22 protein-coding genes are annotated in these 26,441 nt (G+C 71.6%); 18 read left to right on the top strand and 4 right to left on the bottom strand.

Annotated elements, in window-relative coordinates:
* Positions 1–267: 267 nt before the first annotated feature.
* Both ACTMMA_RS06005 and ACTMMA_RS06000 read right to left on the bottom strand, forming a co-directional pair.
* A complete protein-coding gene (locus tag ACTMMA_RS06005; protein ID WP_441189202.1) occupies positions 268–1,245 on the bottom strand; it encodes a sigma-70 family RNA polymerase sigma factor in 978 nt (325 codons plus the stop codon).
* Positions 1,242–1,649, bottom strand: a complete 408-nt coding sequence (locus tag ACTMMA_RS06000) for a VOC family protein (RefSeq protein WP_441189201.1) — start codon at positions 1,647–1,649, stop codon at positions 1,242–1,244. The genes ACTMMA_RS06005 and ACTMMA_RS06000 overlap by 4 nt, the downstream gene beginning before the upstream one ends.
* Before the next feature lie 154 nt (positions 1,650–1,803).
* Between ACTMMA_RS06000 and ACTMMA_RS05995 the strand changes: the two genes are divergently transcribed.
* The 13 genes from ACTMMA_RS05995 to ACTMMA_RS05935 all read left to right on the top strand — a co-directional run bounded on the left by ACTMMA_RS05995 (position 1,804) and on the right by ACTMMA_RS05935 (position 18,704).
* Positions 1,804–2,235 (top strand): MarR family winged helix-turn-helix transcriptional regulator, encoded by a 432-nt coding sequence (locus ACTMMA_RS05995; RefSeq protein ID WP_441189200.1) that lies wholly within the window; start codon positions 1,804–1,806, stop codon positions 2,233–2,235.
* Complete coding sequence (locus ACTMMA_RS05990; RefSeq protein ID WP_441189199.1) at positions 2,232–3,827, top strand: MDR family MFS transporter; 1,596 nt, start codon at positions 2,232–2,234, stop codon at positions 3,825–3,827. The genes ACTMMA_RS05995 and ACTMMA_RS05990 overlap by 4 nt, the downstream gene beginning before the upstream one ends.
* A 53-nt stretch (positions 3,828–3,880) precedes the next feature.
* Complete coding sequence (locus tag ACTMMA_RS05985; protein ID WP_441189198.1) at positions 3,881–5,086, top strand: histidine kinase; 1,206 nt, start codon at positions 3,881–3,883, stop codon at positions 5,084–5,086.
* A gap of 52 nt (positions 5,087–5,138) precedes the next feature.
* On the top strand, positions 5,139–5,933 hold the full coding sequence (locus ACTMMA_RS05980; protein WP_441189197.1) for a LytR/AlgR family response regulator transcription factor: 795 nt from the start codon (positions 5,139–5,141) through the stop codon (positions 5,931–5,933).
* Positions 5,930–6,316, top strand: coding sequence for a hypothetical protein (locus tag ACTMMA_RS05975; RefSeq protein WP_441189196.1), 387 nt, complete (start codon positions 5,930–5,932; stop codon positions 6,314–6,316). The genes ACTMMA_RS05980 and ACTMMA_RS05975 overlap by 4 nt, the downstream gene beginning before the upstream one ends.
* Positions 6,317–7,840 carry a sodium/solute symporter gene (locus ACTMMA_RS05970; RefSeq protein ID WP_441189195.1) on the top strand — a complete coding sequence of 508 codons (1,524 nt, stop codon included), beginning with the start codon at positions 6,317–6,319 and terminating at the stop codon, positions 7,838–7,840.
* A gap of 224 nt (positions 7,841–8,064) precedes the next feature.
* Entirely contained in the window at positions 8,065–8,433 is a 369-nt protein-coding gene (locus ACTMMA_RS05965) for a DUF485 domain-containing protein (RefSeq protein WP_441189194.1), read from the top strand.
* Entirely contained in the window at positions 8,430–10,064 is a 1,635-nt protein-coding gene (locus ACTMMA_RS05960; RefSeq protein ID WP_441189193.1) for a monocarboxylic acid transporter, read from the top strand. Before ACTMMA_RS05965 ends, ACTMMA_RS05960 begins: the two co-directional genes overlap by 4 nt.
* Before the next feature lie 137 nt (positions 10,065–10,201).
* Positions 10,202–12,193: an acetate--CoA ligase gene (gene acs, locus ACTMMA_RS05955; protein WP_441189192.1), complete on the top strand. Its 1,992-nt coding sequence runs from the start codon at positions 10,202–10,204 to the stop codon at positions 12,191–12,193.
* 77 nt (positions 12,194–12,270) lie between these two features.
* On the top strand, positions 12,271–12,456 hold the full coding sequence (locus ACTMMA_RS05950) for a hypothetical protein (RefSeq protein WP_441189191.1): 186 nt from the start codon (positions 12,271–12,273) through the stop codon (positions 12,454–12,456).
* Complete coding sequence (locus ACTMMA_RS05945; RefSeq protein WP_441189190.1) at positions 12,453–13,418, top strand: FAD-dependent oxidoreductase; 966 nt, start codon at positions 12,453–12,455, stop codon at positions 13,416–13,418. Before ACTMMA_RS05950 ends, ACTMMA_RS05945 begins: the two co-directional genes overlap by 4 nt.
* A gap of 43 nt (positions 13,419–13,461) precedes the next feature.
* Positions 13,462–17,388, top strand: coding sequence for a Pls/PosA family non-ribosomal peptide synthetase (locus ACTMMA_RS05940; protein ID WP_441189189.1), 3,927 nt, complete (start codon positions 13,462–13,464; stop codon positions 17,386–17,388).
* Positions 17,385–18,704: a M1 family metallopeptidase gene (locus ACTMMA_RS05935; protein WP_441189188.1), complete on the top strand. Its 1,320-nt coding sequence runs from the start codon at positions 17,385–17,387 to the stop codon at positions 18,702–18,704. The genes ACTMMA_RS05940 and ACTMMA_RS05935 overlap by 4 nt, the downstream gene beginning before the upstream one ends.
* Position 18,705: 1 nt before the next feature.
* On the opposite strand, the gene ACTMMA_RS05930 is transcribed toward ACTMMA_RS05935, so the two are convergent.
* Both ACTMMA_RS05930 and ACTMMA_RS05925 read right to left on the bottom strand, forming a co-directional pair.
* A complete protein-coding gene (locus ACTMMA_RS05930) occupies positions 18,706–19,755 on the bottom strand; it encodes an alcohol dehydrogenase catalytic domain-containing protein (RefSeq protein ID WP_441189187.1) in 1,050 nt (349 codons plus the stop codon).
* Between the two features lie 33 nt (positions 19,756–19,788).
* On the bottom strand, positions 19,789–20,226 hold the full coding sequence (locus tag ACTMMA_RS05925; protein WP_441189186.1) for a pyridoxamine 5'-phosphate oxidase family protein: 438 nt from the start codon (positions 20,224–20,226) through the stop codon (positions 19,789–19,791).
* A gap of 148 nt (positions 20,227–20,374) precedes the next feature.
* Between ACTMMA_RS05925 and ACTMMA_RS05920 the strand changes: the two genes are divergently transcribed.
* Genes ACTMMA_RS05920 through ACTMMA_RS05900 form a run of 5 tightly spaced genes read left to right on the top strand, consistent with a single transcriptional unit; the run spans position 20,375 to position 26,249 of the window.
* Positions 20,375–20,851 (top strand): NADH-quinone oxidoreductase subunit NuoE family protein, encoded by a 477-nt coding sequence (locus ACTMMA_RS05920; protein WP_441189185.1) that lies wholly within the window; start codon positions 20,375–20,377, stop codon positions 20,849–20,851.
* On the top strand, positions 20,848–22,380 hold the full coding sequence (locus ACTMMA_RS05915) for an NADH-ubiquinone oxidoreductase-F iron-sulfur binding region domain-containing protein (RefSeq protein ID WP_441189184.1): 1,533 nt from the start codon (positions 20,848–20,850) through the stop codon (positions 22,378–22,380). The genes ACTMMA_RS05920 and ACTMMA_RS05915 overlap by 4 nt, the downstream gene beginning before the upstream one ends.
* On the top strand, positions 22,377–25,427 hold the full coding sequence (gene fdhF / locus ACTMMA_RS05910; protein ID WP_441189183.1) for a formate dehydrogenase subunit alpha: 3,051 nt from the start codon (positions 22,377–22,379) through the stop codon (positions 25,425–25,427). Before ACTMMA_RS05915 ends, fdhF begins: the two co-directional genes overlap by 4 nt.
* The gene (locus tag ACTMMA_RS05905; RefSeq protein WP_441189182.1) at positions 25,424–25,735 is read left to right on the top strand and encodes a formate dehydrogenase subunit delta; all 312 of its coding nucleotides are present in this window, start codon (positions 25,424–25,426) and stop codon (positions 25,733–25,735) included. Before fdhF ends, ACTMMA_RS05905 begins: the two co-directional genes overlap by 4 nt.
* The gene (locus ACTMMA_RS05900; protein ID WP_441189181.1) at positions 25,707–26,249 is read left to right on the top strand and encodes a hypothetical protein; all 543 of its coding nucleotides are present in this window, start codon (positions 25,707–25,709) and stop codon (positions 26,247–26,249) included. Before ACTMMA_RS05905 ends, ACTMMA_RS05900 begins: the two co-directional genes overlap by 29 nt.
* Positions 26,250–26,441 lie beyond the last annotated feature (192 nt).

Below are 26,441 nucleotides of genomic sequence, written 5' to 3'. Positions count from 1 at the left end.
AGGGTGTGGGCGATCCGCATCTCCCCGAAGCGACAGATGTCGCCAAGCCGCAGCCATGTCGGCAAACCTCACATCTGCCCACGTTGCAACCCGGGCAAAGGTGAGGTTCACCGACATCTGTGGCGTCCACCGACCGCGATCGGTCCAGGACCCGACTCAGGCGGCCAACCGATCAGGCGGCCAACCGGTGGTCAACCGCCAACCGATCAGGCGGCCAACCGGTGGTCAACCGCCAACCGATCAGGCGACCAACCGGCGGCCAACCGATCAGGCATCAAGCAGCTCCGGCAGCCCGGCCTGCGCGAAGGCGGTGGCGTCGAAGAAGCCCACGACCTGCGTGATCCCACCGTCCACGACATCGACGACGCACAGCTGAAAGGGCCGGTAGCTCCCGTCCTCGTCGCGCAGATACATCGCCGCCGCCGGCTGGCCGTTGCTCACCGTCGGCACCAGCCGCAGGTCCATCGGCCCGGAGGCCGGGCACTGCCCACCGATGAGCGCCGCGATGTCCTCGCGGCCCACGTAGTAGCGGTCGAACGGCGGCATCTGCCACACCGACTGCTCGGCCATCAGCCCGACGACCGCGGGGATGTCATAGCGCTCGAAGGCGTCGCAGAACCGCCGGAACAGCTCCTGCTCCTGCTCGCTGAGCTCGTCGACCCGCCGCCCCGCCGACGAGGCGCCCTCGCCCAGCGTCGCGCGCGCCCGCTGCAGGGCCGAGTTCACCGACGCCACGCTGGTCTCCAGCGCCTCGGCGGTCTCGGCGGCAGAGAGCTGCAGCACCTCCCGCAGCAGGAGGACCGCACGCTGGCGCGGCGGCAGCTCCTGCAGCGCCGCGACGAAGGCCAGCTGCACCCCCTCGGTCACCTCGGCGGCGTCCTGCGGGTCGGGGCGCTTCGACCCCTGCCCCCACACCAGCTGGTCCGGGAGCGGCTCGAGCCAGGGCACCGAATGGTCCTCGACGACCGGACGCGACGGGTCGCCCGGAGGCTGCCCGAGCCCGCTCGGCAGCGGCCGTCGCTGCTGCGACTTCAGCGCGGTCAGGCAGGTGTTGGTGGCGATGGTGTACATCCACGTCCGCACCGACGACCGCCCCTCGAAACCGTGGAAGGCCCGCCAGGCCCGCAGGTAGGTCTCCTGCACGAGGTCCTCGGCCTCGGCCGCCGACCCCAGCATCCGGTAGCAGTGCGCCAGCAGCTCCCCGCGCAGCGGCGCGGTCGCCTCCTCGAAGGTCGTCATGGTCATGCTCCCTCCCCGGCCATCGCCGTCCGGTCCATCCACATGATCTCCCAGACGTGCCCGTCCGGGTCCGCATACGACCGCCCGTACATCGCGCCGTGGTCCACGGTCCGCACCGCCGATCCTCCAGCATCCACCGCCCGGTCCACCACCGCATCCACCGCGGCGCGCGAGTGCGCGGACAGGCACAGCAGCGCGCCGACGGTCCCGGGAGGCGCCGGCGCCCCGTCGTGGAAGCTGTCGAAGAACTCCCGCTCCAGGAGCATCGCGTGCAGAGTCGGCCCCAGCTCCAGGCACAGCGCCCGCCCGTCGCAGAAGTCCTCGTTGAAGGTGTAGCCGACCTGCGTGAAGAAGTCCCGGCTCCGCGCCAGGTCGGTGACGGGCAGGTTGACGAAGATCAGCTGGTGCACGAGGGCTCTCCTCCGGGTATGCGGTCTCTCTCACCTCCTCCGACTCCCGCCGGACCGGGAACTCATCGGTCGCCGATGCGCCCCGGGGTGGGCCTCAGGGCGCCCGCGAGGGCAAGAATTGCATGCAGCATGCAACTAACGCTATCGTTGCCTGGTGCAACTATCTGAAGGGCTGGCGCGGGCTTTCGCGTCGATGGGACGCCTCGTGCACGACTGGCAGGGCGATCTCACCCAGGGTGACTACGCGACGCTGGTGCGGCTGTCGGCCGCCGAGTGCACGCGCTCGCGCGACCTCGCCGAGGCCGAAGGCCTGGACCCCTCCACGATGAGCCGCCGACTGGCCTCGCTCGCGGAGCGTGGGTTCGTCGACCGCCACCCCGACCCGGCCGACCGCCGCGCCCAGGTGATCGGGCTCACCGACCCGGGCCGTGAGGCCATGCTCGCCGAGCGGACCCGCCGGCTCGAGCTGATCACCGGCGCGTTGGGCGACTGGACGCAGGAGGACCGCGACGAGCTGGCCCGCCTCCTGTCCCGCCTGTCCGAGAGCATCGAGGCCCGCCGCGCGGGCGGGGAGGAGTCGCGATGACGACCCAGGAGGCCCGCATCCCCTACACGATGAGCAAGGAGCACCGGCGCGTCTTCATCGCCCTGATGCTGGGCATGTTCGTCGCCTCGATCAGCCAGACCATCGTCGGTCCGGCGCTGCCGCAGATCGTGGCCGACCTGGGTGGCATGGACCACTACAGCTGGGTCGCCACGGCGGCCATGCTGGTCTCGGCCGTGGTCGTCCCCGTCGTCGGCAAGCTGTCCGACCTCTACGGCCGCAAGTCCTTCTACCTCGGCGGGCTGGTGATCTTCCTGATCGGCTCGGTCGTCTCCGGGGTGGCCCCCAACTTCTGGGTGCTCGTCGCCGGTCGCGCCATCCAGGGCGCCGGCATGGGCACGCTGATGCCCCTGTCCCAGACGATCATCGGCGACATCATCCCGCCCCGCTCCCGGGGGAAGTACCAAGGCTTCATGGGTGCGGTCTTCGGCGTGACCTCCATCGCCGGTCCGCTCGCGGGCGGGCTCATCACCGACCACCTGGGGTGGCGCTGGCTGTTCTTCACCGCGATCCCGGTCGGCCTGGTGGCCCTGTGGTTCGTGGCGCGCTTCATGCACCTGCCCTTCCAGCGGCGTGACGCGCGCGTGGACGTCCCGGGCATCATCACGCTGACGGTCGCGATGGTCTCGATCCTGCTCGCGACGAGCTGGGGCGGAACCACATATCCCTGGACGTCCTGGCAGATCCTCACGCTCTACGGGGTGGGTCTCGCCTTCGCCCTGGCGTTCATCGCCGTCGAGCTGCGCGCCCCCGAGCCGCTGCTGCCGTTGCGTCTCTTCCGCAGCAGCGTCTTCTCGTGGGCCAACGTGGCCGCGCTCGGCATGGCGATGGTGATGTTCGGCTCGATCATCTACATCCCCGTCTTCGCCCAGGGCGTGCTCGGGGTCAACGCGACCCAGTCGGGGCTGATCCTCATGCCGATGATGCTCGGGATGATCATCATGGGCATCGTCACCGGACTGCTCGTGACCCGCACGGGCCGCTACCGCAGGTTCATGATCACCGGCGTGGTGCTCATGATGGTCGGGATCTGGCTGCTCACCCGGCTGGGTGTCGACGACTCGCCCTACGAGCTCTTCGGCGCGATGACCGTGATCGGCATCGGCCTAGGGATGGCCATGCAGCAGTTCACCCTGGTCGTCCAGAACGTCGTCGCCCAGCGCGACATGGGCGTGGCCACCGCAACCACCCAGTTCATGCGCAACATCGGCTCCACCGTGGGCATCGCGGTCTACGGCTCGATCATGACCTCCGGCCTCGGGGCCGCCGTGATCTCACACCTGCCGCCGGGCATGCGGGAGGCGGCCGAGGCCGAGGCGGGCACGATCGACGTCGGGGCGGTGCTGGACCCCTCGGCCTCCGACGGTCTGCCGGCGGCCGCCGTCCACGCCGTCCGCTCCGGGCTGGCCGACCAGCTGCACGACGCCTTCATGGTGGGGCTGCCGATCCTGGCGCTGGTGCTGCTCGCGACCGCGATGATCAAGCACGTCCCGCTGCGCGAGACGGTCCACGACCGGGAGAGCGCGGAGAAGGAGTGTCTCGACACCATGGCGTCCTCCCGGACCGACGACTGAGAGGTGGGGCCTGCCGGCCGCGGCAGGCCCACCGGTGCCCGTAGTCTCGGCCCATGCAGGACGTCTTCCACCTTCCGACGGCGATCATCGTCACGGCAGTCTTCCTGCTCGTCCACGCCCTGCTCTGGCTCCGCCGCCGGCAGGCCCGCCGGGGCTTCCTCTCGGAGGAGGACCGGATCACCTACGAGACGCTCCGGGCCGGGAGCCAGGCGGGCCGCCACCTGCGCGCGGGACTGACCGAGGACAACGCGGGCAAGGCGGCCCGCAACCTGCGCGTCCTGCTGGGCGGCACCGCCGTGGCGGTCTGCGACACCCAGGACGTGCTGGTCTGGTCCGGCCAAGGTGAGCACCACCGCGACCAGGCGATGGGCCACGCCGGGCAGGTGCTCGACAGCGGCGACGTCATCGTCCTGGGGCGTGCCGACCTGCCGTGCGACCGGCCCGACTGCGACGTGCGGGCCGGTGTCGCGGCACCGCTGGTGGTGGAGGACCGCGTGATCGGCGCGCTCACCGCATACTCCTCCGGACCCTCGGCGGGGCTCGCCCGGGCGACCGAGCAGCTCGCGACCTGGGTGAGCGGGCAGCTCGAGCTCGGCGAGCTCGACCGGGAGCGCACCCGCGCGATGGAGGCCGAGCTGCGCAGCCTCCGGGCCCAGATCAGCCCGCACTTCATCTACAACTCCCTCGGCGCGATCGCCAGCTTCGTGCGCACCGATCCCGACCGGGCGCGCGAGCTGCTGCTGGAGTTCGCCGACTTCACCCGCTACGCCCTGCGGCGGGGAGGGGCGTTCACCACGCTGGCCGACGAGCTGCGCAACATCGAGCGCTACCTGGTGCTCGAGCAGGCCCGCTTCGGGGACCGCCTCCAGGTCAACCTGCTCATCGCGCCCGAGGTGCTGCCGGTCGCGGTCCCCTATCTCGCCGTCCAGCCGCTGGTGGAGAACGCCGTCCGCCACGGCCTCGCCGGCAAGGTCGGCACCGGCACCGTGACCATCACCGCGACCGACCTGGGGGACCTCGCCGAGATCTCGATCGAGGACGACGGGGTCGGCTCGGACCCGGACGAGGTCCAGCGCGCCCTCGACGGCGAGGTGGTCGACGAGACGCGCGAGACCGAATCCGTCGGCCTGGGCAATGTCGACGCCCGGCTGCGGCAGGTCTACGGCGACGACCACGGGCTCGTCGTCGAGACCGCACCGGGGCTGGGCACCAAGGTGAGCTTCCGGGTGCCGAAGTTCGCGCCCGGGGTTCATGCCTGAGTGCCGGGCGGCCCCCGGCGCGGCCGGCCTCGACCCACCTACGATGGGAGTCATGCGCGCCCTCGTCGTCGACGACGAACCGCCCGCCCTCTCCGAGCTCACCTGGCTGCTGGAGCAGGACGGCAGGTTCGAGCAGGTCGTGCCCGCGTCCTCGGGCACGGACGCGCTGCGTGCCCTGGAGGCCCAGGACGTGGACGTCGTCTTCTCCGACATCTCCATGCCGGGTCTGGACGGTATGGAGCTCGCGCGCGTCATCGCGCGCTTCGCCCGCCGCCCCCAGATCGTCTTCGTCACCGCCCACGAGGAGCACGCGGTCGACGCCTTCGCGGTGCAGGCCGTCGACTACGTGATGAAGCCGGTGTCGCCGACGCGGCTGGGCCAGGCGGTCGACCGGGTGGTCGGGGCGGTCGACCGGGTGGCCGACCGGGTGGCCGGGGCCGAGGTGGCTCCCGCCGCAGCCTCGCCCGCTGCCCCCAGCGACCCTCCCGCCGCCGACGAGACACCCGCCGCCGACGAGCGGATCGCGGTCGAGCTGGGTGGCGTGACGCGCTTCGTCCAGCGCTCGGCGGTCCGCTACGTCCAGGCCCAGGGCGACTACGTCCGGCTCTTCACCGCCACCGGCTCCCACCTGCTGCGGACCCCGCTGACCACCCTGGAGCAGCGGTGGGCCGACGCGGGCTTCGTGCGCATCCACCGCTCCACGCTCGTCTCCCTCGCGCACGTGGCCGAGGTGCGGCAGAGCCAGGGCAAGCTGAGCCTGCACCTGGCGCCGGACGGCCCCGATCTGGTGGTCGCCCGCCGGCACGCCCGCGAGGTCCGCGAGCGGGTCCTGGGCACCCAGCGATGACGCAACCCTCCACACCGCATACCCACCGGGTCCGGGTCACCTCCTCACGGCGCGGGGCGACCACCGCGCGGCGTCGCCCGATGGCCACCTCGCTGGTCGAGCAGACCGGCGTGGGCGAGCTCTACCTGCACGGGCTGATGCGTGCCCAGCTGCGGCTGACCCTCGTCGTCCTCGCCCTGGCCGCGGCACTCCTCCTCGGCCTGCCGCTCCTCTTCGCCCTCGTCCCCGCGACCCGCACCGTGGGCCTGGACGGGCTGTCATTCCCGTGGCTGGTCCTGGGCCTGCTCGTCTATCCCGTCCTGGTCGGGTTGGCCGCCTGGTACGTCCGCCGCTCCGGCCGGCTCGAGCGACGTTTCGCCGACGTCGTGGCCCGGGAGCGCTGAGTGGACACCACCGGTCTCCTGTCCACCCTGGCCGTGGTGGTGGTCTGCGCGGTCACGCTCTGGCTGAGCCTCTTCGTGCTGCGCCTGTCGCGACGGACCAGCGACTTCTACGTCGCCGGCCGCGCCGTCTCCCCGGCCCGCAACGCCGCCGCGATCGGCGGGGAGTATCTGTCGGCCGCCAGCTTCCTCGGCGTCGCCGGGCTCATCTACGACCAGGGCGTCGACGCGTTGTGGTACCCGATCGGCTACACCGTCGGCTATCTCGTCCTGCTGGTCCTGGTCGCCGCCCCGCTGCGGAGGTCGGGCGCCTACACGCTGCCCGACTTCGCCGAGGCGCGGCTGGAGTCGCGGGGCGTGCGGCACCTCTGCTCGCTCCTGGTCGTGTTCATCGGCTGGCTCTATCTCATCCCGCAGTTCCACGGCGCCGGTTTCACCCTCCGCCTGGTGACCGGCGCCCCGCTGTGGCTGGGCTCCCTCGTGGTCCTCGTGGTCGTGGTGCTCTCCGTCGCGGCCGGGGGTATGCGGTCGATCACCTTGGTGCAGGCCGTCCAGTACTGGCTCAAGCTCACCGCCCTCGCCGTGCCCGCCGGGATCGTCCTGGCGGTGTGGTGGTCGACCCACGGCGCCGGCCCGCAGGTGCCGGACTCCTGGACGCTGCCGTTCACCGGGCGGGACCCCGACGAGCACTACCTCTACCGCACCTTCTCGCTGATCCTGGCCCTGTCGCTGGGGACCACGGGCCTGCCGCACGTGGTGGTGCGCTACTACACCAACCCCGATGGCTCGGCGGCGCGGCGGACCACGGTCCGGGTGCTGGCGCTGCTAGGGATCTTCTACGCGGTCACGGTGGTCTACGGGGTGCTGGGCCGGGTCTACCTGCCGACGCTGGAGGCGGGGGTCCGCCACGACACGGTCGTGCTGCGCCTGCCCGCCGAGGTCGTCCCCGGCCTGCCCGCCGAGGTGCTCACCGCAGCCCTCGTGGGAGGGGCGTTCGCCGCGTTCGTGTCGACCTCCTCGGGGCTGGCGTTCGCGGTCACGGGCGTGGTCAACCAGGACGTCATCCGGCCGATCGCGGGGCGCCTGACGGGAGGCGACCAGCCGGAGGTGACGGGCTTCCGGATCGCGGCCGCCGGGTCGGTCCTGGTGCCCTACGCGGTCTCCCAGGTCTTCCCCGAGGTCCCGCTCGCCTCCTTCGTCACCCTGGCCTTCGTCATCGCCGCCTCCACCTTCTTCCCCCTGCTGGCGCTCGGGGTCTGGTGGCGCCGGCTGTCCGTCCAGGGCGCCGCCGCCGGCCTGGTGACCGGTGCGGTGCTGGCCATCGGGTCGATGGTGGTCAGCCTGACCCGGAACACCTCGACCGGCTGGACCGGCGCGCTGCTGACCCACCCCGCCGCCTGGACCATCCCGGCCGCCTTCGCCGCGGCCGTCGGCGTCTCGCTGGCCACGCCGCACGGGGTCCCTGCCGGGGCGGGCCGCACCCTCGTGCGCCTGCACACGCCGGAAGAGGTCACCCAGCAACGCTAGGGCCGCCGTCCGCGGCGACGCCGGTCGTCGGAGTGGCCGGCATGTAATCGACTCCGGCCCGACCGTTCGCCGTTCGTCGTCCCTCACCGACCGTTGACCGCTCGAGGCAACCGCCGACCGAGGCGCGGGGATCGAGGACTTCCGAGACCGCATACCCGGCTTGCAGGGTGGGGAGCACAGATCGGGCGAGGAGGCCTGGTCCCGACCACCGTGGAGGACCCACCGTGTCAACAACACCCCACCACGGGGCGCCCGACTCTCCGGTCGACGTCGACCCCTACATCCGGCTGCAGCAGACCGACGAGTTCCAGGACCTGCGCAACCGCTTCCGCAAGTTCGTCTTCCCGATGACGGCCTTCTTCCTGGCGTGGTACTTCCTCTACGTCTTCGCGGCGATCTTCGCCCCCGGCTTCATGTCGCAGAAGGTGGCCGGCTCGATCAACATCGGCCTGATCTTCGGGCTGCTGCAGTTCGTCACCACCTTCGCCATCACCTTCATCTACGCCCGCTGGGCCAACCGTGAGTTCGACCCCCGCGCCGAGGCCCTCGGCCAGCGGATGGAGCAGCTCGGCCAGGAAGGACTCAACCGATGAACCTCTCCACCTTCCAGCCCCTCGCCGCGGCGGCCGACGTCCAGGTCGGCAGCCCGACCCTGAACATCGCCGTCTTCGCCGCCTTCGTCATCGCCACCCTGACCGTGGTCATCAAGGTCGCCGGCGGCAAGAAGACCGCCGCGCAGTACTACACCGGCGGCGCGGCCTTCTCCGGCCGGCAGAACGGCCTGGCCATCGCCGGCGACTACCTCTCGGCGGCCTCCTTCCTCGGGATCGCCGGCGCGATCGCCCTGCAGGGCTATGACGGCTTCCTCTACTCGATCGGCTTCCTCGTGGCCTGGCTGGTCGCGCTGCTGCTCACCGCCGAGCTGATGCGCAACACCGGCCGCTTCACCCTGGCCGACGTGCTGTCCTACCGCCTCAAGCAGCGTCCGGTCCGCATCGCCGCCGCGACGAGCTCGCTGGCCGTGTCCTTCTTCTACCTGCTGGCCCAGATGGCCGGCGCCGGTGGCCTCGTGGCCCTGCTGCTCGGTCTGAACTCCCAGTGGGCGCAGTATCTGGTCATCGGCATCGTCGGTGCCGTGATGATCGCCTACGTCATGATCGGCGGGATGAAGGGCACCACCTGGGTGCAGATGATCAAGGCCGTGCTCCTCATCGGCGCGACCGCGATCATCACCGTCTGGGTGCTGGGCAAGTACGGCTTCAACCTCTCCGGCGTCCTCAACGCCGCGGTCAGCGCCAGCCCCGAGGCCGGCGAGAAGCTGCTCGAGCCCGGCCTGAAGTACGGCCTGTCGGGCACCACCAAGATCGACTTCATCTCCCTGTCGATGGCCCTGGTCCTGGGCACGGCCGGCCTGCCGCACGTGCTCATCCGCTTCTACACCGTCCCGACCTCCCAGCAGGCCCGCAAGTCGGTCGAGTGGGCCATCTGGCTCATCGGCGGCTTCTACCTGCTGACCCTGGTCGTCGGATACGGCGCCGCCGCCCTGGTCGGCCCCGAGACCATCACGTCAGCCCCCGGTGGTGCCAACTCGGCCGCCCCGCTGCTGGCCTACGAGCTGGGCGGATCGGTCCTGCTGGGCATCATCTCCGGCATCGCCTTCGCCACCATCCTGGCGGTGGTCGCGGGCCTGACGATCGCCAGCTCGGCGACCTTCGCCCACGACCTCTACAACTACGTCTTCAAGGACGGCAAGGCCACCCCGGAGGAGGAGGTCAAGGTCGCCCGCTGGGCCGCCATCGGCATCGGCGTCGTGGCCATCCTCGGCGGCATCCTGGCCTACGGCCAGAACATCGCCTTCCTCGTCGCCCTGGCGTTCGCGGTCGCGGCCAGCGCCAACCTGCCCACGATCCTCTACAGCCTGTTCTGGAGCCGCTTCAACACCCGCGGCGCCCTGTGGAGCATCTACGGCGGTCTGGCCAGCTCGCTGCTGCTCATCGCCTTCTCCCCGGTGGTCTCCGGCTCGCCGACCTCGATGATCACCAACCCGGACATCGACTTCGCCATCTTCCCGCTCGCCAACCCGGGCATCATCTCCATCCCGCTGGGCTTCTTCCTCGGCTGGCTGGGCACGGTGACCAGCCCGGAGCGCAACGAGCAGAAGTGGGCCGAGGTCGAGGTCCGCTCGCTCACCGGCCACGGCGTTGCCGAGGCCGTCGACCACTGATCCCGACGATCACCATCCCGTGCCCCGGGGCGGGCAGGACGTCCGCCCCGGGGCACGGCATACTCGCAAGCACGTAGCCACACAGCCTCACGACCACGAGCTGACCAACCTCGAAGACCGAAGGCAAGGAGACACCGATGTCCGACCCGGCACCCACCGAGGGCCTGTCCACCCTGCTGCACGAGCAGCGCACCTTCCCGCCCTCGGCGGAGTTCACCGCCCAGGCCAACGGGCAGGCCGAGCTCTTCGAGCAGGCCGAGGCCGACCGGCTCGGCTTCTGGGCCGACCAGGCCCGCCGCTACGTCCAGTGGGAGCAGGACTTCAGCGAGGTCCTGGACTGGTCCGACGCGCCCTTCGCCAAGTGGTTCGTCGGCGGCACGCTCAACGCCTGCGTCAACGCCGTCGACCGGCACGTGGAGGCCGGCAACGGCGACCGCGTGGCCATCCACTGGGTGGGTGAGCCCGAGGGTGACACCCGCGACATCACCTATGCCGAGCTGCACCAGGAGGTGCAGAAGGCCGCCAACGCCCTGGCCGACCTGGGCGTGGGCAAGGGCGACACCGTCGCCATCTACCTGCCGATGATCCCCGAGGCCGCGATCGCGATGCTCGCCTGCGCCCGCCTCGGCGCCCCGCACTCGGTCGTCTTCGGCGGCTTCTCCGCCGAGGCGCTGCACAGCCGCATCGACGACGCCGGGTCCAAGGTGGTCATCACCTCCGACGGCGGCTACCGCCGCGGCAAGCCCTCCGCGCTCAAGCCGGCCGTCGACGCCGCGCTCAACCACGACGACAATCCCGTCGAGCACGTCCTCGTCGTGCAGCGCACCGGCCAGGACGTCGACTGGACCGAGGGTCGTGACGTCTGGTGGCACGACGCCGTCGGGCAGGCCGCCGACACCCACGAGGCGGAGGCCTTCGACGCCGAGCACCCGCTCTTCATCCTCTACACCTCGGGCACGACGGGGAAGCCCAAGGGCATCATGCACACCACCGGCGGCTACCTGGTCCAGACCGCCTTCACCAACCACGTGGTCCACGACGTCCACCCCGACTCCGACGTCTACTGGTGCACCGCCGACATCGGCTGGGTCACCGGCCACTCCTACATCGTCTACGGGCCGATGACCCTCGGCGCGACGCAGGTGATGTACGAAGGCACCCCCGACACCCCGCACCAGGGCCGCTTCTGGGAGATCGTCCAGGACCTCAAGGTCACCGTGCTCTACACCGCGCCGACCGCGATCCGGACCTTCATGAAGTGGGGCTCGGACATCCCCGAGAAGTTCGACCTGTCCAGCCTGCGCGTCCTGGGCTCGGTCGGTGAGCCGATCAACCCCGAGGCGTGGATGTGGTACCGCGAGAACATCGGCGGCGACAGCGCCCCGATCGTGGACACCTGGTGGCAGACCGAGACCGGTGCGATCATGATCAGCCCGCTGCCCGGCGTCACCGCTGCCCGCCCCGGGTCGGCCATGCGCCCCATCCCGGGCATCAGCGCCCAGGTCGTCGACGACATGGGCGAGCCGGTCGGCAACGACTCCGGCGGCTACCTGGTGCTCACCGAGCCCTGGCCCTCGATGCTGCGTGGTATCTGGGGCGACCCGCAGCGCTACAAGGACACCTACTGGAGCCGTTTCGACGGCGTCTACTTCGCCGGTGACGGCGCCAAGCTGGACGAGGACGGCAACATCTGGGTCGTCGGCCGCGTCGACGACGTCATGAACGTCTCCGGCCACCGCATGTCGACCTCCGAGATCGAGTCGGCGCTGGTCTCCCACCCCAAGGTCGCCGAGGCCGCCGTCGTCGGTGCCGCCGACGATACCACCGGTCAGGCCATCTGCGCGTTCGTCATCCTGCGTGAGGACGCCGTCCAGGAGGCCGACGAGGAGGGCGAGGGCCAGGACCTGGTCGCCGAGCTGCGCAACCACGTGGCCAAGGAGATCGGCCCGATCGCCAAGCCGCGCCAGATCATGATCGTCCCCGAGCTGCCCAAGACCCGCTCGGGCAAGATCATGCGCCGCCTCCTCAAGGACGTCGCGGAGAACCGCACCGTCGGCGACGTGACCACGCTGGCCGACTCCTCGGTGATGGACCTCATCACCCAGGGTCTGCAGGGCGGGGGCGACTGACCGGGCGGGGCCGGGAGAGGCCCGCGCCGCACCACCGGGGAGCAGAGCCGCATACCCCCCGGGGTATGATGTGGGTCATGTCCCCTCTCCCGGCCCCCTCCACCTCCTCCCGCCGCGTCGTCGTCATCGGCGGGGTCGCCGGCGGCATGTCCGCCGCGACCCGCCTGCGTCGGCTCGACGAGCACGCCCAGATCGTCGTGCTCGAGCGCAGCGGGCACGTCTCCTTCGCCAACTGCGGCCTGCCTATCACGTCGGCGGCGTGATCACCGAGCGCTCCGACCTGCTCCTGCAGACCCCCGCCTCGCTCGGCGCCCGCTTCGGGCTGGACGTGCGCGTGCGGCACGAGGTCCGCAGCATCGACCGGGAGGCGAAGGTCGTGCGGGGCGTCGACCTCGCCTCCGGCGAGAACTTCGAGCTGGGGTATGAGGCGCTCGTCCTCTCTCCCGGCGCCCGGCCGGTCCGGCCCCCGCTGCCCGGGGTCGAGTGTGCGCTGAGCCTGCGCGACATCGAGGACACCGACGAGCTCGTGGCCGCCACGGCCGGGGCGCGGACGGCGGTCGTGGTCGGGGGCGGGTTCATCGGGGTGGAGATGGCCGAGAATCTCCTCCACCGCGGACTCTCGGTCACCCTCGTCGAGGCGGCCGACCAGGTGATGGCGCCGCTGGACCCCGAGCTGGCCGAGGTCGTCCACGGGGCGCTGCGCGAGGCCGGCGTGCGGGTGCTGCTGGGGGAGCAGGTGGCCTCGATCGGGGCGGATGAGGTCACCACCTCCGCGGGGACCGTCGTGCCCGCCGACCTCGTCGTGCTCGCGATCGGCGTGCGCCCCGAGTCCGCCCTGGCCACCGACGCCGGGCTGGCCACCGGCCCCGGTGGCGGCATCGTCGTCGACGACAACCTGCGCCGCGGGACCAGCCGCAGCATCCAGTGGCACGAGCTGGCCGAAGCGGTGGCGGAGGGTGCGACCGTGGTCGACGTCCGCAGCCCCGGCGAGCACGCCCGGGGCGCGATCCCCGGCTCGGTGCTCCTGCCGCTGGACGAGCTGCGCGACCGGCTGGCCGAGCTGCCCGAGGGTCCGCTGGTCGTGCACTGCGCGGTCGGGGTGCGCGGCCACACGGCCGCCCGGATCCTGGCGCAGCACGGGCGCGACGTGCGCAACCTCGACGGCGGCTACGCGACCTGGTCGGCGGGAGTGTCCGCGGTCGGTGCGGCCGACCCGGCCGCCTGAGATCCGGCCCCCGGGGTTCACCGGGGTGGGGCACACTTGCCCCGTGACCGAGCCTGAGCATCCCGTTCCCGACTCGCTGCTGGCGGGTGATCGCGCACCCGCCCCACGGACCCTCGTCGACGTCTTCCGCGCCACCGTGGCCGACGCCCCGGACGCCATCGCCGTCGACAGCGGCCTGCAGACGCTGACCTACGCCGAGTTCGAGGCCGCCGCCCAGGAGGTCGCCGACCACCTGGCCACCCTCGGCATCGGCAGGGGTGCCAAGGTCGGTGTGCGGGTGCGGTCGGGCACGACCGATCTCTACGTCGCGATCATGGGGGCCCTGCTGGCCGGCGCCGCCTACGTCCCGGTGGACGCCGACGACCCCGACGAGCGCGCCGCCGTTGTCTTCGGGGAAGCCGCGGTGGCCGCCGTCATCGGCAACGACCTGGCCATCACCGCCCGCGAGGGCACGCCGACCGGGGTGCCGGGGGAGGAGCCCACCACCGAGGACGACGCGTGGGTCATCTTCACCTCCGGCTCCACCGGCACGCCCAAGGGCGTGGCCGTCACCCACCGCAACGCTGCCGCCTTCGTCGACGCCGAATCGCGGATCTTCCTCCAGGGCCCCGGGGTCGAGCCGATCGGTCCCGGCGACCGCGTCATGGCCGGGCTGTCGGTGGCCTTCGACGCCAGCTGCGAGGAGATGTGGCTGGCCTGGGCGCACGGCGCCGCCCTCGTGCCCGCCCCCCGCTCGCTGGTCCGCTCCGGCGTGGACGTCGGGCCGTGGTTGGTGGCCAACGACATCACCATCGTCTCCACCGTCCCGACCCTGGTCGCCCTGTGGCCAGCGGCGTCCCTGGAGAAGGTGCGGCTGCTGATCCTGGGCGGCGAGGCCTGCCCGCCCGACCTCGCCGCGCGGCTCCAGGCACCCGGGCGCGAGGTGTGGAACACCTACGGCCCGACCGAGGCCACCGTCGTGGCCTGCGCCGCGATCATGGACGGCGTCGGCCCCGTCCGCATCGGTCTGCCCCTGGAGGGCTGGGACCTCGCGGTCGTCGACGAGCAGGGCAACCCGGTGCCCGAGGGTGCCTCCGGCCAGCTGATCATCGGCGGCGTGGGCCTGGCCCGCTATCTGGACGCCGACAAGGACGCCCAGATGTATGCCCCCATGCCCACCCTGGGCTGGGAGCGCGCCTACCGCTCCGGCGACATCGTCGTCAACGACCCCGTCGGCCTGCTCTTCGGCGGCCGCGCCGACGACCAGATCAAGCTGGGCGGGCGCCGCATCGAGCTGGGCGAGGTCGACGAGCAGCTCCTCCGGCTGCCCGGCGTCGCCGGTGCCGCCGCGGCGGTCCGCAGGACCGGCTCGGGCAACCAGCTGCTCGTCGGCTACCTGGCGGTGGACGAGGGCTACGACGCCGACGCGGCGCTGGCCCTGCTGCGTGAGCGGATGCCGGCGGCCCTGGTGCCACGACTCGCGGTCGTCGACACCCTCCCCACCCGGACCTCGGGCAAGATCGACCGCGACGCCCTGCCCTGGCCGCTGCCCAAGACCCGCAGGGCCGGTGCCTCCAGCGACCTGAGCCCGCTGGAGACCTGGATCGGGCAGATCTGGGGCGAGGTCCTCGGCGCCGACATCACCTCGCCCAAGGACGACTTCTTCGACCTCGGGGGAGGCTCGCTCACCGCGGCCCAGGTGGTCGGCCGGCTGCGCGAGCGCTACCCGGAGGTCGCCGTCGGCGATCTCTACCAGCACTCCCGCGTCGGCACTCTCGCGACCGCGCTGGAGGACCTCGGCCCCGGCCCGGCCCGCTCCGACCGGATGGTCCGGCCGATCCGGCCCAAGACCCAGCTCGGCCAGCTCCTGGCGCTCATCCCGCTGCGCACCCTCGCCGCGGGCCGGTGGATCGCCTGGCTGATGATCGCCAGCACCGCGGCCCACGAGTGGTTCGACATCACGTGGGCGCCGACCTTCCCGTGGACGGTGACGCTGCTCGTCGCCACCCTCTTCCTGCTGGCGCCGGTCCGTCTCGGCCTGTCCGCCCTCCTGATCAGGCTCGCCCTGCGCGGGGTGCGTCCCGGCGTGTGGCCCCGCGGCGGCAAGGTGCACCTGCGCCTCTGGCTGGCCAACCGGATCCAGGACGAGCTGGCCGCCGTCTCGACGGCCAGCGCTCCCTGGCTGCAGCGCTACGCCCGCGCCCTCGGTGCCGACATCGCCCCCGACGTCGACCTCCACGCCCTCCCGCCCGTTACCGGCTTCCTCAGCGTCGGCCGCGAGGCCGCGGTCGAGCCGGAGGTCGACCTCGGCGGCTACTGGATCGACGGCGACCAGCTCCACGTCGGCGAGATCATCATCGGCGCCCAGGCCCGGATCGGCGCCCGCAGCATGCTCGGCCCGGGTGCCGACGTCGGTCGCGGTGCGGAGGTCGCGCCCGGCTCCCTCGTCCTGGGTCGGATCCCGGCGGGGGAGTACTGGTCCGGCTCGCCCGCCGAGCGCAGCTCCGCCCACGCCCGCGGTGCCTGGACCGACGAGACGCCGCCGCGGGGCCGCCACTGGTGGTGGGGCTACGCCCTGGCCGCGCACGTCGTCTCCGGCCTGCCCGTCCTGGCCACGCTCGCCGGCGGTGCCGTCATGCTCCGCGCGGTGGGCGGGACCTCATCCCTCACCGAGGCGGCCCGTGCCGGTTGGGTCTGGGTGCCGCTCGCGGCCCTGGTCGGGTATGCGGTGCTCGTCCTCCTCGTCCTGCTCCTGGTCCGCCTGTGCGCCCTGGTCGTCCGACCGGGGCACCAGCCCACCCGGTCGCTGCGCGGGCTGGCCGTCTGGACGACCTTCCGGGTGCTGGACGAGGCCCGGACCTGGCTCTTCCCGATGTACTCCGGGGCCATCACCCCGCTGTGGCTGCGGCTCCTCGGAGCCCGCGTCGGCAAGGGAGTGGAGGCCTCCACCGTGCTCCTGCTGCCCAGGCTCGCGCACGTCAACGACCACGCCTTCCTGGCCGACGACACCCTGCTGGGCTGCTACGAGCTGTCCCGCGGCTGGCTGCGCGTCGAGCGGGTCAAGGTCGGCAAGCGCGCCTTCGTCGGCAACTCCGGGATGGTCTCGGCCGGGCGCAAGGTGCCGCGGGAGTCCCTGGTCGCCGTGCTGTCCGCCGCGCCGCGCCGCCGCCAGGTCAAGGCGGGCAGCTCGTGGATGGGCTCCCCGCCCACCAAGCTGCGCCGCGCAGCCAGCGAGGCGGACTCGAGCCGCACCTACGACCCGCCGACGCGTCTCCAGATCTACCGCGGCATCATCGAGACCGGCCGTCTGGTGCCGATGCTCGTCCTGGTCCTGCTCCACCTCGGGGTGGCGACCTCCCTGCTGCTCCTGCTGCGCTGGAGCGTGCCCGGGACCTTCGTCCTCGGCGGCCTGGTGATGGCCGCGGCCAGCATCGTGGCGGCCCTGGTCGCCTGGGCGGCCAAGTGGGTCATCGTGGGCCGGCACGAGGTCGGTGACCACCCGCTGTGGTCCGGCTTCGTCTGGCGCAACGAGCTGGCCGACACCTTCACCGAGGTGCTCGCCGCCCCGTGGTTCGCCTCGATCACCCAGGGCACGGTCCTGCTCAACGTCTGGCTGCGGATGCTCGGCGCCACCATCGGCAAGGGCGTGTGGTGCGACTCCTACTGGCTGCCCGAGACCGACCTGGTCGAGCTGCGGGCCGGATCGACCGTCAACCACGGCTGCGTCGTGCAGACCCATCTCTTCCACGACCGGGTGCTGTCGATGGACAAGGTCATCCTCAAGACCGGGGCGACCCTCGGCCCCAACAGCGTCCTCCTCCCTGCGGCGATGATCGGGCGGAACAGTACCGTCGGACCTGTCTCCCTGGTCATGCGCGGGGAGGCGGTCCCACCCCAGACCCGGTGGATCGGCAACCCGATCGGGCCGTGGGACGAGGACGAGGACGAGGCGAGCGACCGCATACCGGAGGAGAAGGAGGCCCGCGGATGAGTGGACGACGAGGCGCGGACCCCTATGTCCTCGGGCACGGCGACCTCAGCTTCGACGTGCTCCACCACGACCTCACGCTGACCTACTCGGTGCCCAGCAACAGGCTCGAGGGCGAGGCGGTGCTGAGGTGCCGCGCCCTCGAGGACCTGACCGACCTGCGGCTGGACCTGGCCCTGAAGCCGCTGAAGATCTTCGTCGCGGGCCGGCCGGCCAAGAAGTTCAAGGTCAGCGACAACAAGCTCGTCATCACGCTGCCGCAGCAGGTCGCAGCCGGCGAGGAGGTCGAGGTCAAGGTCGCCTACGTCGGCAACCCGAAGCCGCTGCGCAAGCGCGGCCTGGACGCAGCCGGCTGGGAGGAGCTGGAGGACGGCGTCATCGTCGCCTCGCAGCCGCACGGTGCGCCCTCATGGTTCCCCTGCAACGACCGGCCCTCGTCGCGCTCGACCTACGAGGTCAGGCTGACCACGGCCGCGGACTACCACGTGGAGTTCAGCGGCGAGCCGGTCTCGGACCGGCGACGGGGCGCCACCCGCAGCTGGGTCTTCCGCCAGGAGGAGCCGATCCCGGCCTACCTGGCCACCCTCCAGATCGGGCGCTACGAGGTGATCACGCAGAAGTCCTCGGTCCCGATCCGGGTGGTCGCCCCCGCCGACCTGAAGAGGAACGGCGGCTTCGCGGCCTCCTTCGGGCGGCAGCCGGAGATGATGGACTTCTTCGTGAAGGTCTTCGGGACCTATCCGTTCGCCTCCTACACCGCCGTCATCACCGACGACGACCTGGAGATCCCGCTGGAGTCGGCCTCGCTGTCGACCTTCGGGCGCAACTTCGCCTCGGCCGACTGGGACGCCGTCCGGCTGGTGGCGCACGAGCTGTCCCACCAGTGGTTCGGCAACGCGGTGACCGGCGAGCAGTGGCGGCACATCTGGCTGCACGAGGGCTTCGCCTGCTACGCCGAGTGGCTGTGGTCGCAGGAGTGCGGCGATCTCACCACGCAGGAGCGGGCGGCCCACCACCACGCGGTCCTCGCCGAGGAGGACCAGCCCGCCCCGCTGGCCGATCCCGGGGTGGCCAACATGTTCGACGACTGGGTCTACAAGCGCGGGGCCCTGACCCTGCACGCCCTGCGCGTCGAGGTGGGCGATGAGCTCTTCTTCGAGATCTTGCGCACCTGGGTGAAGACGCAGCGGGGCCGCAGCGTGACCACCGCGCAGTTCGTCGAGCACTGCGCGGAGGTGGCCGGCCGCGACCTCGCCGACGTCCTCACCCCATGGCTGGAGGACCGGAAGCTGCCAAAGCTCCCGGTCCTGCCCGCCTGACTCACGCGTTGGTGACGATGACCTTCAGCGCGTGCTCGTCGGCCGCGCGGGAGAAGGTGTCGTAGGCCTCGTCCCACTGGTCGAAGGTGAACCGGTGCGTGACGAACTTCTCCGGCTCGATCTTGCCGCTCTTGATGTCCTCGAGCAGGTCGGGGGCGGTGGTGGCGTTGACCAGGCCGGTGGTGATGGTGATGTTGTTGATCCACTCCCGGTCGATCGGGAAGTCGACCGAGGTGCCGTGCACGCCCGCGTTGGCCACGCGCCCACCCGGGCGGATCGCGTCGAGGCAGGTCTGGAAGGTCGCGGGGATGCCGACGGCCTCGATGGCCACGTCGACGCCGGCGCCCTTGCGGCCCAGCGCGCGCAGCTGCTCGACGGTGTCCGGGCCGGCCTCGATGGTGTCGGTGGCGCCGAACTTGCGCACCTCCTCGAGGCGGAACTTGTTGCCGTCCACGGCGATGACCTTGCTCGCGCCGGAGGAGGCGGCCGTCATCACGGCGGCCAGGCCGACGGGGCCGACGCCCACGACGGCGACCACGTCGCCCTCCTTGACGCCGCCGTACTGCACGCCGATCTCGAAACCGGTCGGGAGGATGTCGGAGAGCATGACGCCCTGCTCGGGGGTGACGCCCTCGGGCAGCGGGATGAGGCCGTTGTCGGCGTAGGGCACGCGGACGAACTCGGCCTGGGTGCCGTCGATGAGGTGGCCGAAGATCCAGCCGATGCCGCCCACGGCCTCGCAGTGGGAGGTCAGGCCCTCCTTGCAGTAGTCGCACTCCATGCACTTGGTGACGCAGGAGACGATGACGCGGTCACCGACCTTGACCTTGGTGCAGTCCTGCCCGACCTCGGTCACGACGCCGACGGCCTCGTGGCCCAGGACGCGCCCGGGCTCGACGGCGGGCACGTCGCCCTTGAGGATGTGCAGGTCCGTGCCGCAGATCGTGGTCGTCTCGACCTTGACGATCGCGTCCTTCGGATCCTGGATCTGCGGGTCAGGCACCTCCTCCCACGACTTCTGACCTGGGCCGTGGTAGACGATCGCCTTCATGGCAGACCTTTCTCTCTAGGACGCCCCGGGAAGCTAGTCCTCCTGGGGCAGCATGCGACGCCACGGACGCGACAGGTGGAACTCCCGCCCGGAGAGCTCACGCACCTCGATCCCGACGACGTTGAACTTCTCGGTCGCGACCCACGGGCGCAGCCGCAGGTTGTCGGCGTTGCGGGCGTCCTCGCCCTCGAGGATCGTGGCCCGGCCGCGGACGATGATGCTCCAGGCCCGCTCGGACTCCTCGTCGACGTCGTCGATCTCGAAGGCGACGTCCTCGTTCATCGCCACGCCCAGCAGCTTGGAGCCCTCCGCGGTGCGGAAGACGATCCGTCCGCCGTCCAGCGCGTAGTTGATGGGCGTGATGTGCACCTCGTCGGCGAGGTGGAACGCCATCCGGCCGAACTCCAGCTCCCCCAACCGGCGCCAGCACTCTTCCTCGGACAGGATCGTGACGGGGTTCTTCTCGCTCATGGCCACCCTTCCCTTCGGCGTAGCCACCATCCTACGACGTGAGGTCGTGGCCCGCCCGCGGGCCTCGGGACAGACTGCCTTCGTCCCTCGCAGGTGCGGGTCCCACCGCCTATGCTGGCCGGAACGCGTCCACGAGGAGGTTGCGCGAGTGAGCCAGATCGAGACGGGACCAGGAAGCGAGACTGCCCAGCAGGCCCGAGCAGGCTCGGTGCGTGCCCTCGCCCGTGCGAGGGAGCACGAGCGCTCGCCCCTGATCGAGATCCTGCACGACGTGCAGGAGCAGCACGGCTGGGTCTCCGAGGACGACGTCCGGGAGCTGGCCGACGAGCTCAACCTGTCCGTGGCCGACGTGCACGGCGTGGTCAGCTTCTACCACGACTTCCGCCGCACGCCCCCGCCCGCGCACACGATCCAGGTATGCCGTGCCGAGGCCTGCCAGTCGGTCGGCGCCGAGGCGCTCCACAGCTCGGTCTCCGACGCGCTCGCGGGGCGCGACGACGTGGAGGTGCGCGAGGTCTTCTGCTTCGGCAACTGCGCCCTCGGCCCGAGCGTTGCGGTCGACGGGGTGCTGCGCGGGCGGCAGAGCGCCGAGTCGGTGCTCGCGGCGACGGAGGAGTGGGTATGAGGATCGTCTGGGTCCCCAAGGACAGCTCGGCCCGCGCGATGGGGGCCGACGAGGTCGCGGCCGCGCTGGGCGCCGTGGACGGCGTCACCGTCCGGCGCAACGGGAGCCGCGGGATGTTGTGGCGCGAGCCGCTCGTGGAGGTCGAGACCGACCGCGGCCGAGTCGGCTACGCCAACGTCGCGGCGGACCAGGTCGAGGATCTGGTCGAGGGTGGGCTGCTCGACGGGGCGGAGGTGGGCGACCGCATCGGCGTCATCGACGAGGACCCGTGGCTGACCGGTCAGCAGCGCATCACCTGCGCCCGGATCGGCCGGGCCGAGCCCACCGACATCGCCGCCTACGAGGCCGGGGGCGGCTGGGCCGGGCTGCGGCGGGCGCTGGAGCTCACTGGTGCCGAGGTCGTGCAGGAGGTTATCGACTCCGGCCTGCGCGGCCGTGGCGGCGCGGGCTTCCCGACCGGCATCAAGTGGCGCACCGTCCTGCAGGCGCAGGCGCCGCAGAAGTATGTCGCCTGCAACCTCGACGAGGGCGACTCCGGCACCTTCGCCGACCGGATCCTGGCCGAGGCCGACCCGTTCACGCTGGTCGAGGGCATGGCGATCGCTGGCCTGGCCGTCGGGGCCACCGAGGGCTACATCTACTGCCGCAGCGAGTATCCCGACGTCATCGCGGTCCTGCGGGACGCGATCGCCGTGGCGGGCGAGCACGGCTACCTCGGGGACGACGTCGCCGGCAGCGGCCGCGCCTTCCGGCTGTGGGTGCGCACCGGCGCCGGTGCCTACATCTGCGGCGAGGAGACCTCGATGCTGGAGTCGATCGAGGGCCGCCGCGGCGAGGTCCGCGCCAAGCCCCCGATCCCGGCGCTGGAGGGCCTGTGGGGCTCCCCGACGATCGTCAACAACATGGTCACCTTCGGTGCCGTGCCGATGATCCTGGCCGACGGCGGCGAGGCGTATGCGGCGCTGGGCACCGGACGCTCCCGCGGCACCCAGCTCTTCCAGCTCGCCGGCAACATCCGCCGGGGCGGGCTCGTCGAGCTGCCCTTCGGCGTCACCCTCCGCGAGCTGGTGGAGGAGTGGGGCGGCGGCACCCTGACCGGCGCCCCCGTCCGGGCCGTCCAGTGCGGTGGCCCGCTCGGCCAGTACCTCCCCGTGGACCGCCTGGACGTGAAGATGGGCTACGAGGAGCTCGCCGAGGCCGGCGGCATGCTCGGCCACGGCGGCGTCGTCGTCTTCGACGACACCTTCGACGCGGCCCGGATGGCCCGCTTCGCCATGGAGTTCTGCTCGATCGAGTCGTGCGGCAAGTGCACGCCCTGCCGGATCGGCTCCACCCGCGGCGTCGAGACCATCGACCGGCTCTGCGCCACCACCGAGCCGGGGGAGCGCACCGTGCACCTGGCCACCCTGCAGGACCTGTGCGACACCATGGTCAAGGGGTCCCTGTGCGCGATGGGCGGGCTGACCCCGATGCCGGTCCGCAGCGCGCTCGAACACTTCCCCGAGGACTTCGAGAGGAGCTCGCGATGACCATCGAGGCCACCAGACCAGCAGGAGCCGCCGGACCCGACGGCTACGCCCCCGAGCCCGACCTCGGCACCCCCGCCTCCACCTCCGAGACGACGGTCACGCTGACCATCGACGGCCAGGAGGTCACCGTCCCCGAGGGCACCTCGGTGCTGCGGGCGGCCCGCGAGATCGGCATCGACATCCCCGCCCTGTGCGCGACCGACTCGATGAAGGCCTTCGGCTCCTGCCGGCTGTGCCTGGTCCAGGTGGAGGGCGCCAAGGGCGTGCCCGCCTCCTGCACCACCCCGTGCAGCGACGGTGCGGTGGTCAGCACCCGGACCGAGGAGGTCCAGAAGGTGCGCCGCGGCGTGATGGAGCTCTACCTGTCCGACCACCCCACCGACTGCGAGGGCTGCGCCCGCGGCAACTGCCAGATGCAGGACCTCGCGCGCAGGACGGGCGTGGCCGAGGTGAGATACGGACTGCCCGAGAAGCCGCATACCGGATCCGTGGAGGACGAGAGCGCACCCGGGATGCACGGCACCACCCCGACCACCGCGGGCGGGGACCCCATCAACGTGCTGCAGCTGACGCGGGAGGGCCTGGCCCACCACGTCGACGGCGGCGCGGCGCTGGACACCTCCAATCCCTACTTCGACTACGACCCGCAGGCCTGCATCGTGTGCTCGCGGTGCGTGCGGGCGTGCGCCGACATCCAGGGCACCTTCGCCCTGACCGTCGAGGGCCGCGGCTTCGAGTCGCGGATCGTGGCCGGCCCGACCGACTTCCTGGGCTCCGAGTGCGTCAGCTGCGGCGCCTGCGTCCAGGCCTGCCCGACCGACGCGCTCAAGGAGAAGTCGCTGGTCGAGCTGGGGATGCCGACCCGGTCGGTGGAGACGACCTGCGCCTACTGCGGCGTGGGCTGCACCTTCCGCGCCGAGGTCAAGGACGTCGAGACCGACGGGCAGCGCTCGGCCGAGGTCGTGCGGATGGTCCCGCTCAAGGCCGGCGGCGCCAACGAGGGCCACTCCTGCGTCAAGGGCCGGTTCGCCTACGGCTATGCCAAGCACGACGACCGCCAGCTGTCCCCGATGGTGCGCGACTCCATCGACGACGAGTGGCGCACGGTCTCCTGGGAGGAGGCCATCGCCAAGGTCGCCGAGGGCTTCCGTGCCATCCAGGACCGCTACGGCGTCGGCGCGATCGGCGGCATCTCCTCCAGCCGGTGCACCAACGAGGAGGTCTACGTCGTCCAGAAGATGGTGCGCGCGGCCTTCGGCAACAACAACGTCGACACCTGCGCGCGGGTCTGCCACAGCCCCACCGGCTACGGCCTCAACCAGACCTTCGGCACCTCGGCCGGCACCCAGGACTTCGAGTCCGTCGACCACACCGACGTGATGCTCCTGGTCGGGGCCAACCCGACCGACGCCCACCCGGTCTTCGGCTCGCGGATGAAGCAGCGGCTGCGGCAGGGCGCCAAGATCATCGTGGCCGACCCCCGGGCGATCGACCTGGTGCGCTCGCCGCACGTCGAGGCCTCCCACCACCTGCCGCTCCTGCCCGGCTCCAACGTCGCCTTCGTCAACGCGATGGCGCACACCATCGTCACCGAGGGCCTGCTCGACAAGGACTTCCTGGCGCAGCGCTGCGAGGACGTCGAGGGCTATCTGGACTTCATCCGCCTCGAGGAGAACAGCCCCGAGGCCACGGCTTCGGTGACCGGGGTCGACCCGGAGGAGATGCGGGCCGCGGCGCGGCTCTACGCCGAGGCGCCCAACGCCTCGATCTACTACGGCCTGGGCGTGACCGAGCACAGCCAGGGCTCGACCATGGTGATGGGCCTGGCCAACCTGGCCATGCTCACCGGCAACATCGGTCGCAAGGGCGTGGGCGTCAACCCGCTGCGCGGGCAGAACAACGTCCAGGGCTCCTGCGACATGGGCTCCTTCCCCCACGAGCTGCCCGGCTACCGGCACATCTCCATCCCCGAGGTGCGGGCGATCTACGAGAACCTGTGGGACGTCACCCTCGATCCCGAGCCCGGTCTGCGCATCCCCAACATGTTCGACTCCGCCATCGGCGGGAACTTCAAGGGGCTCTTCGTGCACGGCGAGGACATCGCCCAGTCCGACCCCAACCTCAACCACGTGCGGGCCGCGCTGACCTCGATGGACCTGGTCGTCGTGCAGGACCTCTTCCTCAACGAGACCGCCCGCTACGCCCACGTCTTCCTGCCGGGCAGCAGCTTCCTGGAGAAGGACGGGACCTTCACCAACGCCGAGCGTCGTCTCGGGCGGGTGCGTCCGGTGATGCCGTCGCTGGTCGGCAAGGACGAGTGGCAGGTGGTGTGCGACATCGCGACCGCGATGGGCTACCCCATGCACTACGACAGCCCGGCCCAGATCATGGACGAGATCGCGGCGACGACCCCGACCTTCGCCGGGGTGTCCTTCGCGCGGCTCGACGCCGAGGGCTCGATGCAGTGGCCGGTCAACGAGGCCGCCCCGCAGGGCACGCCGACGATGCACGTCGACGGCTTCGTGCGCGGGCTGGGCAAGCTCGTCCCGACGGTCTTCGTGCCCACGACCGAGCGCACCACGCGACGCTTCCCGCTGATCCTGACCACCGGCCGGATCCTGTCGCAGTACAACGTCGGCGCGCAGACGCGCCGGACCGCCAACTCCACCTGGCACCCCGAGGACGTCCTGGAGATCCACCCCAGCGACGCCGAGCTGCGCGGCATCCGCTCCGGCGACCGCGTGGCGCTGTCCAGCCGGGTCGGGGAGACGACCCTGACCGCGCTGGTGTCCCAGCGGATGCAACCGGGTGTGGTCTACACGACCTTCCACCACCCGGTGACCGGCGCCAACGTCATCACCACGGAGAACTCCGACTGGGCGACCAACTGCCCGGAGTACAAGGTGACCGCCGTCCAGGTGGGCGTGGCGAACGCCGGTGAGAGACCGCATACCCACGAGGCGGGTGAGGTCGGCGCGGAGCCGGGCGAGGTCAGCGACGGACACGAGCCGATGGACCCGGCCGTGGCCGCGGGAGCCTCGCGATGAGCCTCACCGCCGCCGAGCAGCCCGACCCGCAGGCGCCGGAAGAGGTCGACCTAGAGGAGCGCTCGCAGCTGCCCGCCGAGCTGCGGATGGGTGAGGACATCGCGCGGCACCTGACCCACTTCGGCGACGCGGCGGGCGAGGAGATCGCCACCCACATCCGCAAGTTCTGGGATCCGAGGATGCGCAGGGCGGTCCTGCGGGCCTTCGAGGACGGCGTCGAGATGTCGCCGGCGCTGCACGCCGGGGTGGCTGCCTACCGGCAGGGTGAGATCGACCGTGGTGAGCTCCGCGAGCCCTCCGGCGGCTGACCTCCCCGAGGGAGCCGTCCCCGTCCCGCACGACGGAGCGGGAAGGTCGCACCCGTGGTTCGAGTGGCGCTACCTGGCCGCCGGGACCGGGTGGGGCGCGCTCGTGGGCATCGTCACCGGGGTCGGGCTGGCGCTGTGGGTGGTCATCGACGCCGTGGTCGTCGACGGTGCCGGGGCCGCCGCGCTCGGCCTGCTCGCGATGGGCACCTTCGTGGGTGCCATGTGGGGCGGGCTGCTGGGTTTCGTGGCCGGCGTGCCGGCGGGGCTCGCGGCGGCGCTGGTGCTGCCCCATCTGCGCGGGTGGGCGCGGTGGTGGACCGCGCTGCTCGTGCCGTCGGCCGTGGCGCTGGTGATCGCGTCTTTGCTGCTGGCCTGGGACCGGAGCCGTGGGATCAGCACCGACGTGCTCGGTTTCGAGGCAGGGGCGTTGCTGGCACTCGTGCCGGCGGTGGCGCTGGGGTGGTTGATGGCCCGGACCTCGGAGTCGCTGCGGCGGTCGCGCCGGGTGGGCTGACCGGGGGGCTGCCCGGGGGCATTTAATTCGTTCGCAGTGGGATCGCCCGGTTCGGTAGCCTGGGTGTCATGCACGTGGGCATTGCCTCGATGAAGCTGCGGTCCGCCCGCTGACGGCGGCGGGACCCCTTCTGATCTCTCGTCTGCCGTCTTGGCCATCTGCCGGGCGGCTCGTGTGTGCTGCCCGGCTCCA

Source organism: Ornithinimicrobium panacihumi (assembly GCF_052073805.1).
Classification (GTDB): domain Bacteria; phylum Actinomycetota; class Actinomycetes; order Actinomycetales; family Dermatophilaceae; genus Ornithinicoccus; species Ornithinicoccus panacihumi.
Note: the sequence above shows the minus strand (reverse complement) of the source record. Positions and strands in the feature narration are given on the sequence as shown.

Bases quoted from the DNA above. Each gene is read 5' to 3' on its own strand.
- ACTMMA_RS06005 (WP_441189202.1), bottom strand. From the start codon at position 1,245: ATGACCATGACGACCTTCGAGGAGGCGACCGCGCCGCTGCGCGGGGAG.
- ACTMMA_RS05950 (WP_441189191.1), top strand. From the start codon at position 12,271: ATGTCCCCTCTCCCGGCCCCCTCCACCTCCTCCCGCCGCGTCGTCGTC.
- ACTMMA_RS05935 (WP_441189188.1), top strand. From the start codon at position 17,385: ATGAGTGGACGACGAGGCGCGGACCCCTATGTCCTCGGGCACGGCGAC.
- ACTMMA_RS05980 (WP_441189197.1), top strand. From the start codon at position 5,139: ATGCGCGCCCTCGTCGTCGACGACGAACCGCCCGCCCTCTCCGAGCTC.
- ACTMMA_RS05930 (WP_441189187.1), bottom strand. From the start codon at position 19,755: ATGAAGGCGATCGTCTACCACGGCCCAGGTCAGAAGTCGTGGGAGGAG.
- fdhF (WP_441189183.1), top strand. From the start codon at position 22,377: ATGACCATCGAGGCCACCAGACCAGCAGGAGCCGCCGGACCCGACGGC.
- acs (WP_441189192.1), top strand. From the start codon at position 10,202: ATGTCCGACCCGGCACCCACCGAGGGCCTGTCCACCCTGCTGCACGAG.
- ACTMMA_RS05905 (WP_441189182.1), top strand. From the start codon at position 25,424: ATGAGCCTCACCGCCGCCGAGCAGCCCGACCCGCAGGCGCCGGAAGAG.
- ACTMMA_RS05960 (WP_441189193.1), top strand. From the start codon at position 8,430: ATGAACCTCTCCACCTTCCAGCCCCTCGCCGCGGCGGCCGACGTCCAG.
- ACTMMA_RS05925 (WP_441189186.1), bottom strand. From the start codon at position 20,226: ATGAGCGAGAAGAACCCCGTCACGATCCTGTCCGAGGAAGAGTGCTGG.
- ACTMMA_RS05915 (WP_441189184.1), top strand. From the start codon at position 20,848: ATGAGGATCGTCTGGGTCCCCAAGGACAGCTCGGCCCGCGCGATGGGG.
- ACTMMA_RS05990 (WP_441189199.1), top strand. From the start codon at position 2,232: ATGACGACCCAGGAGGCCCGCATCCCCTACACGATGAGCAAGGAGCAC.
- ACTMMA_RS05985 (WP_441189198.1), top strand. From the start codon at position 3,881: ATGCAGGACGTCTTCCACCTTCCGACGGCGATCATCGTCACGGCAGTC.
- ACTMMA_RS05975 (WP_441189196.1), top strand. From the start codon at position 5,930: ATGACGCAACCCTCCACACCGCATACCCACCGGGTCCGGGTCACCTCC.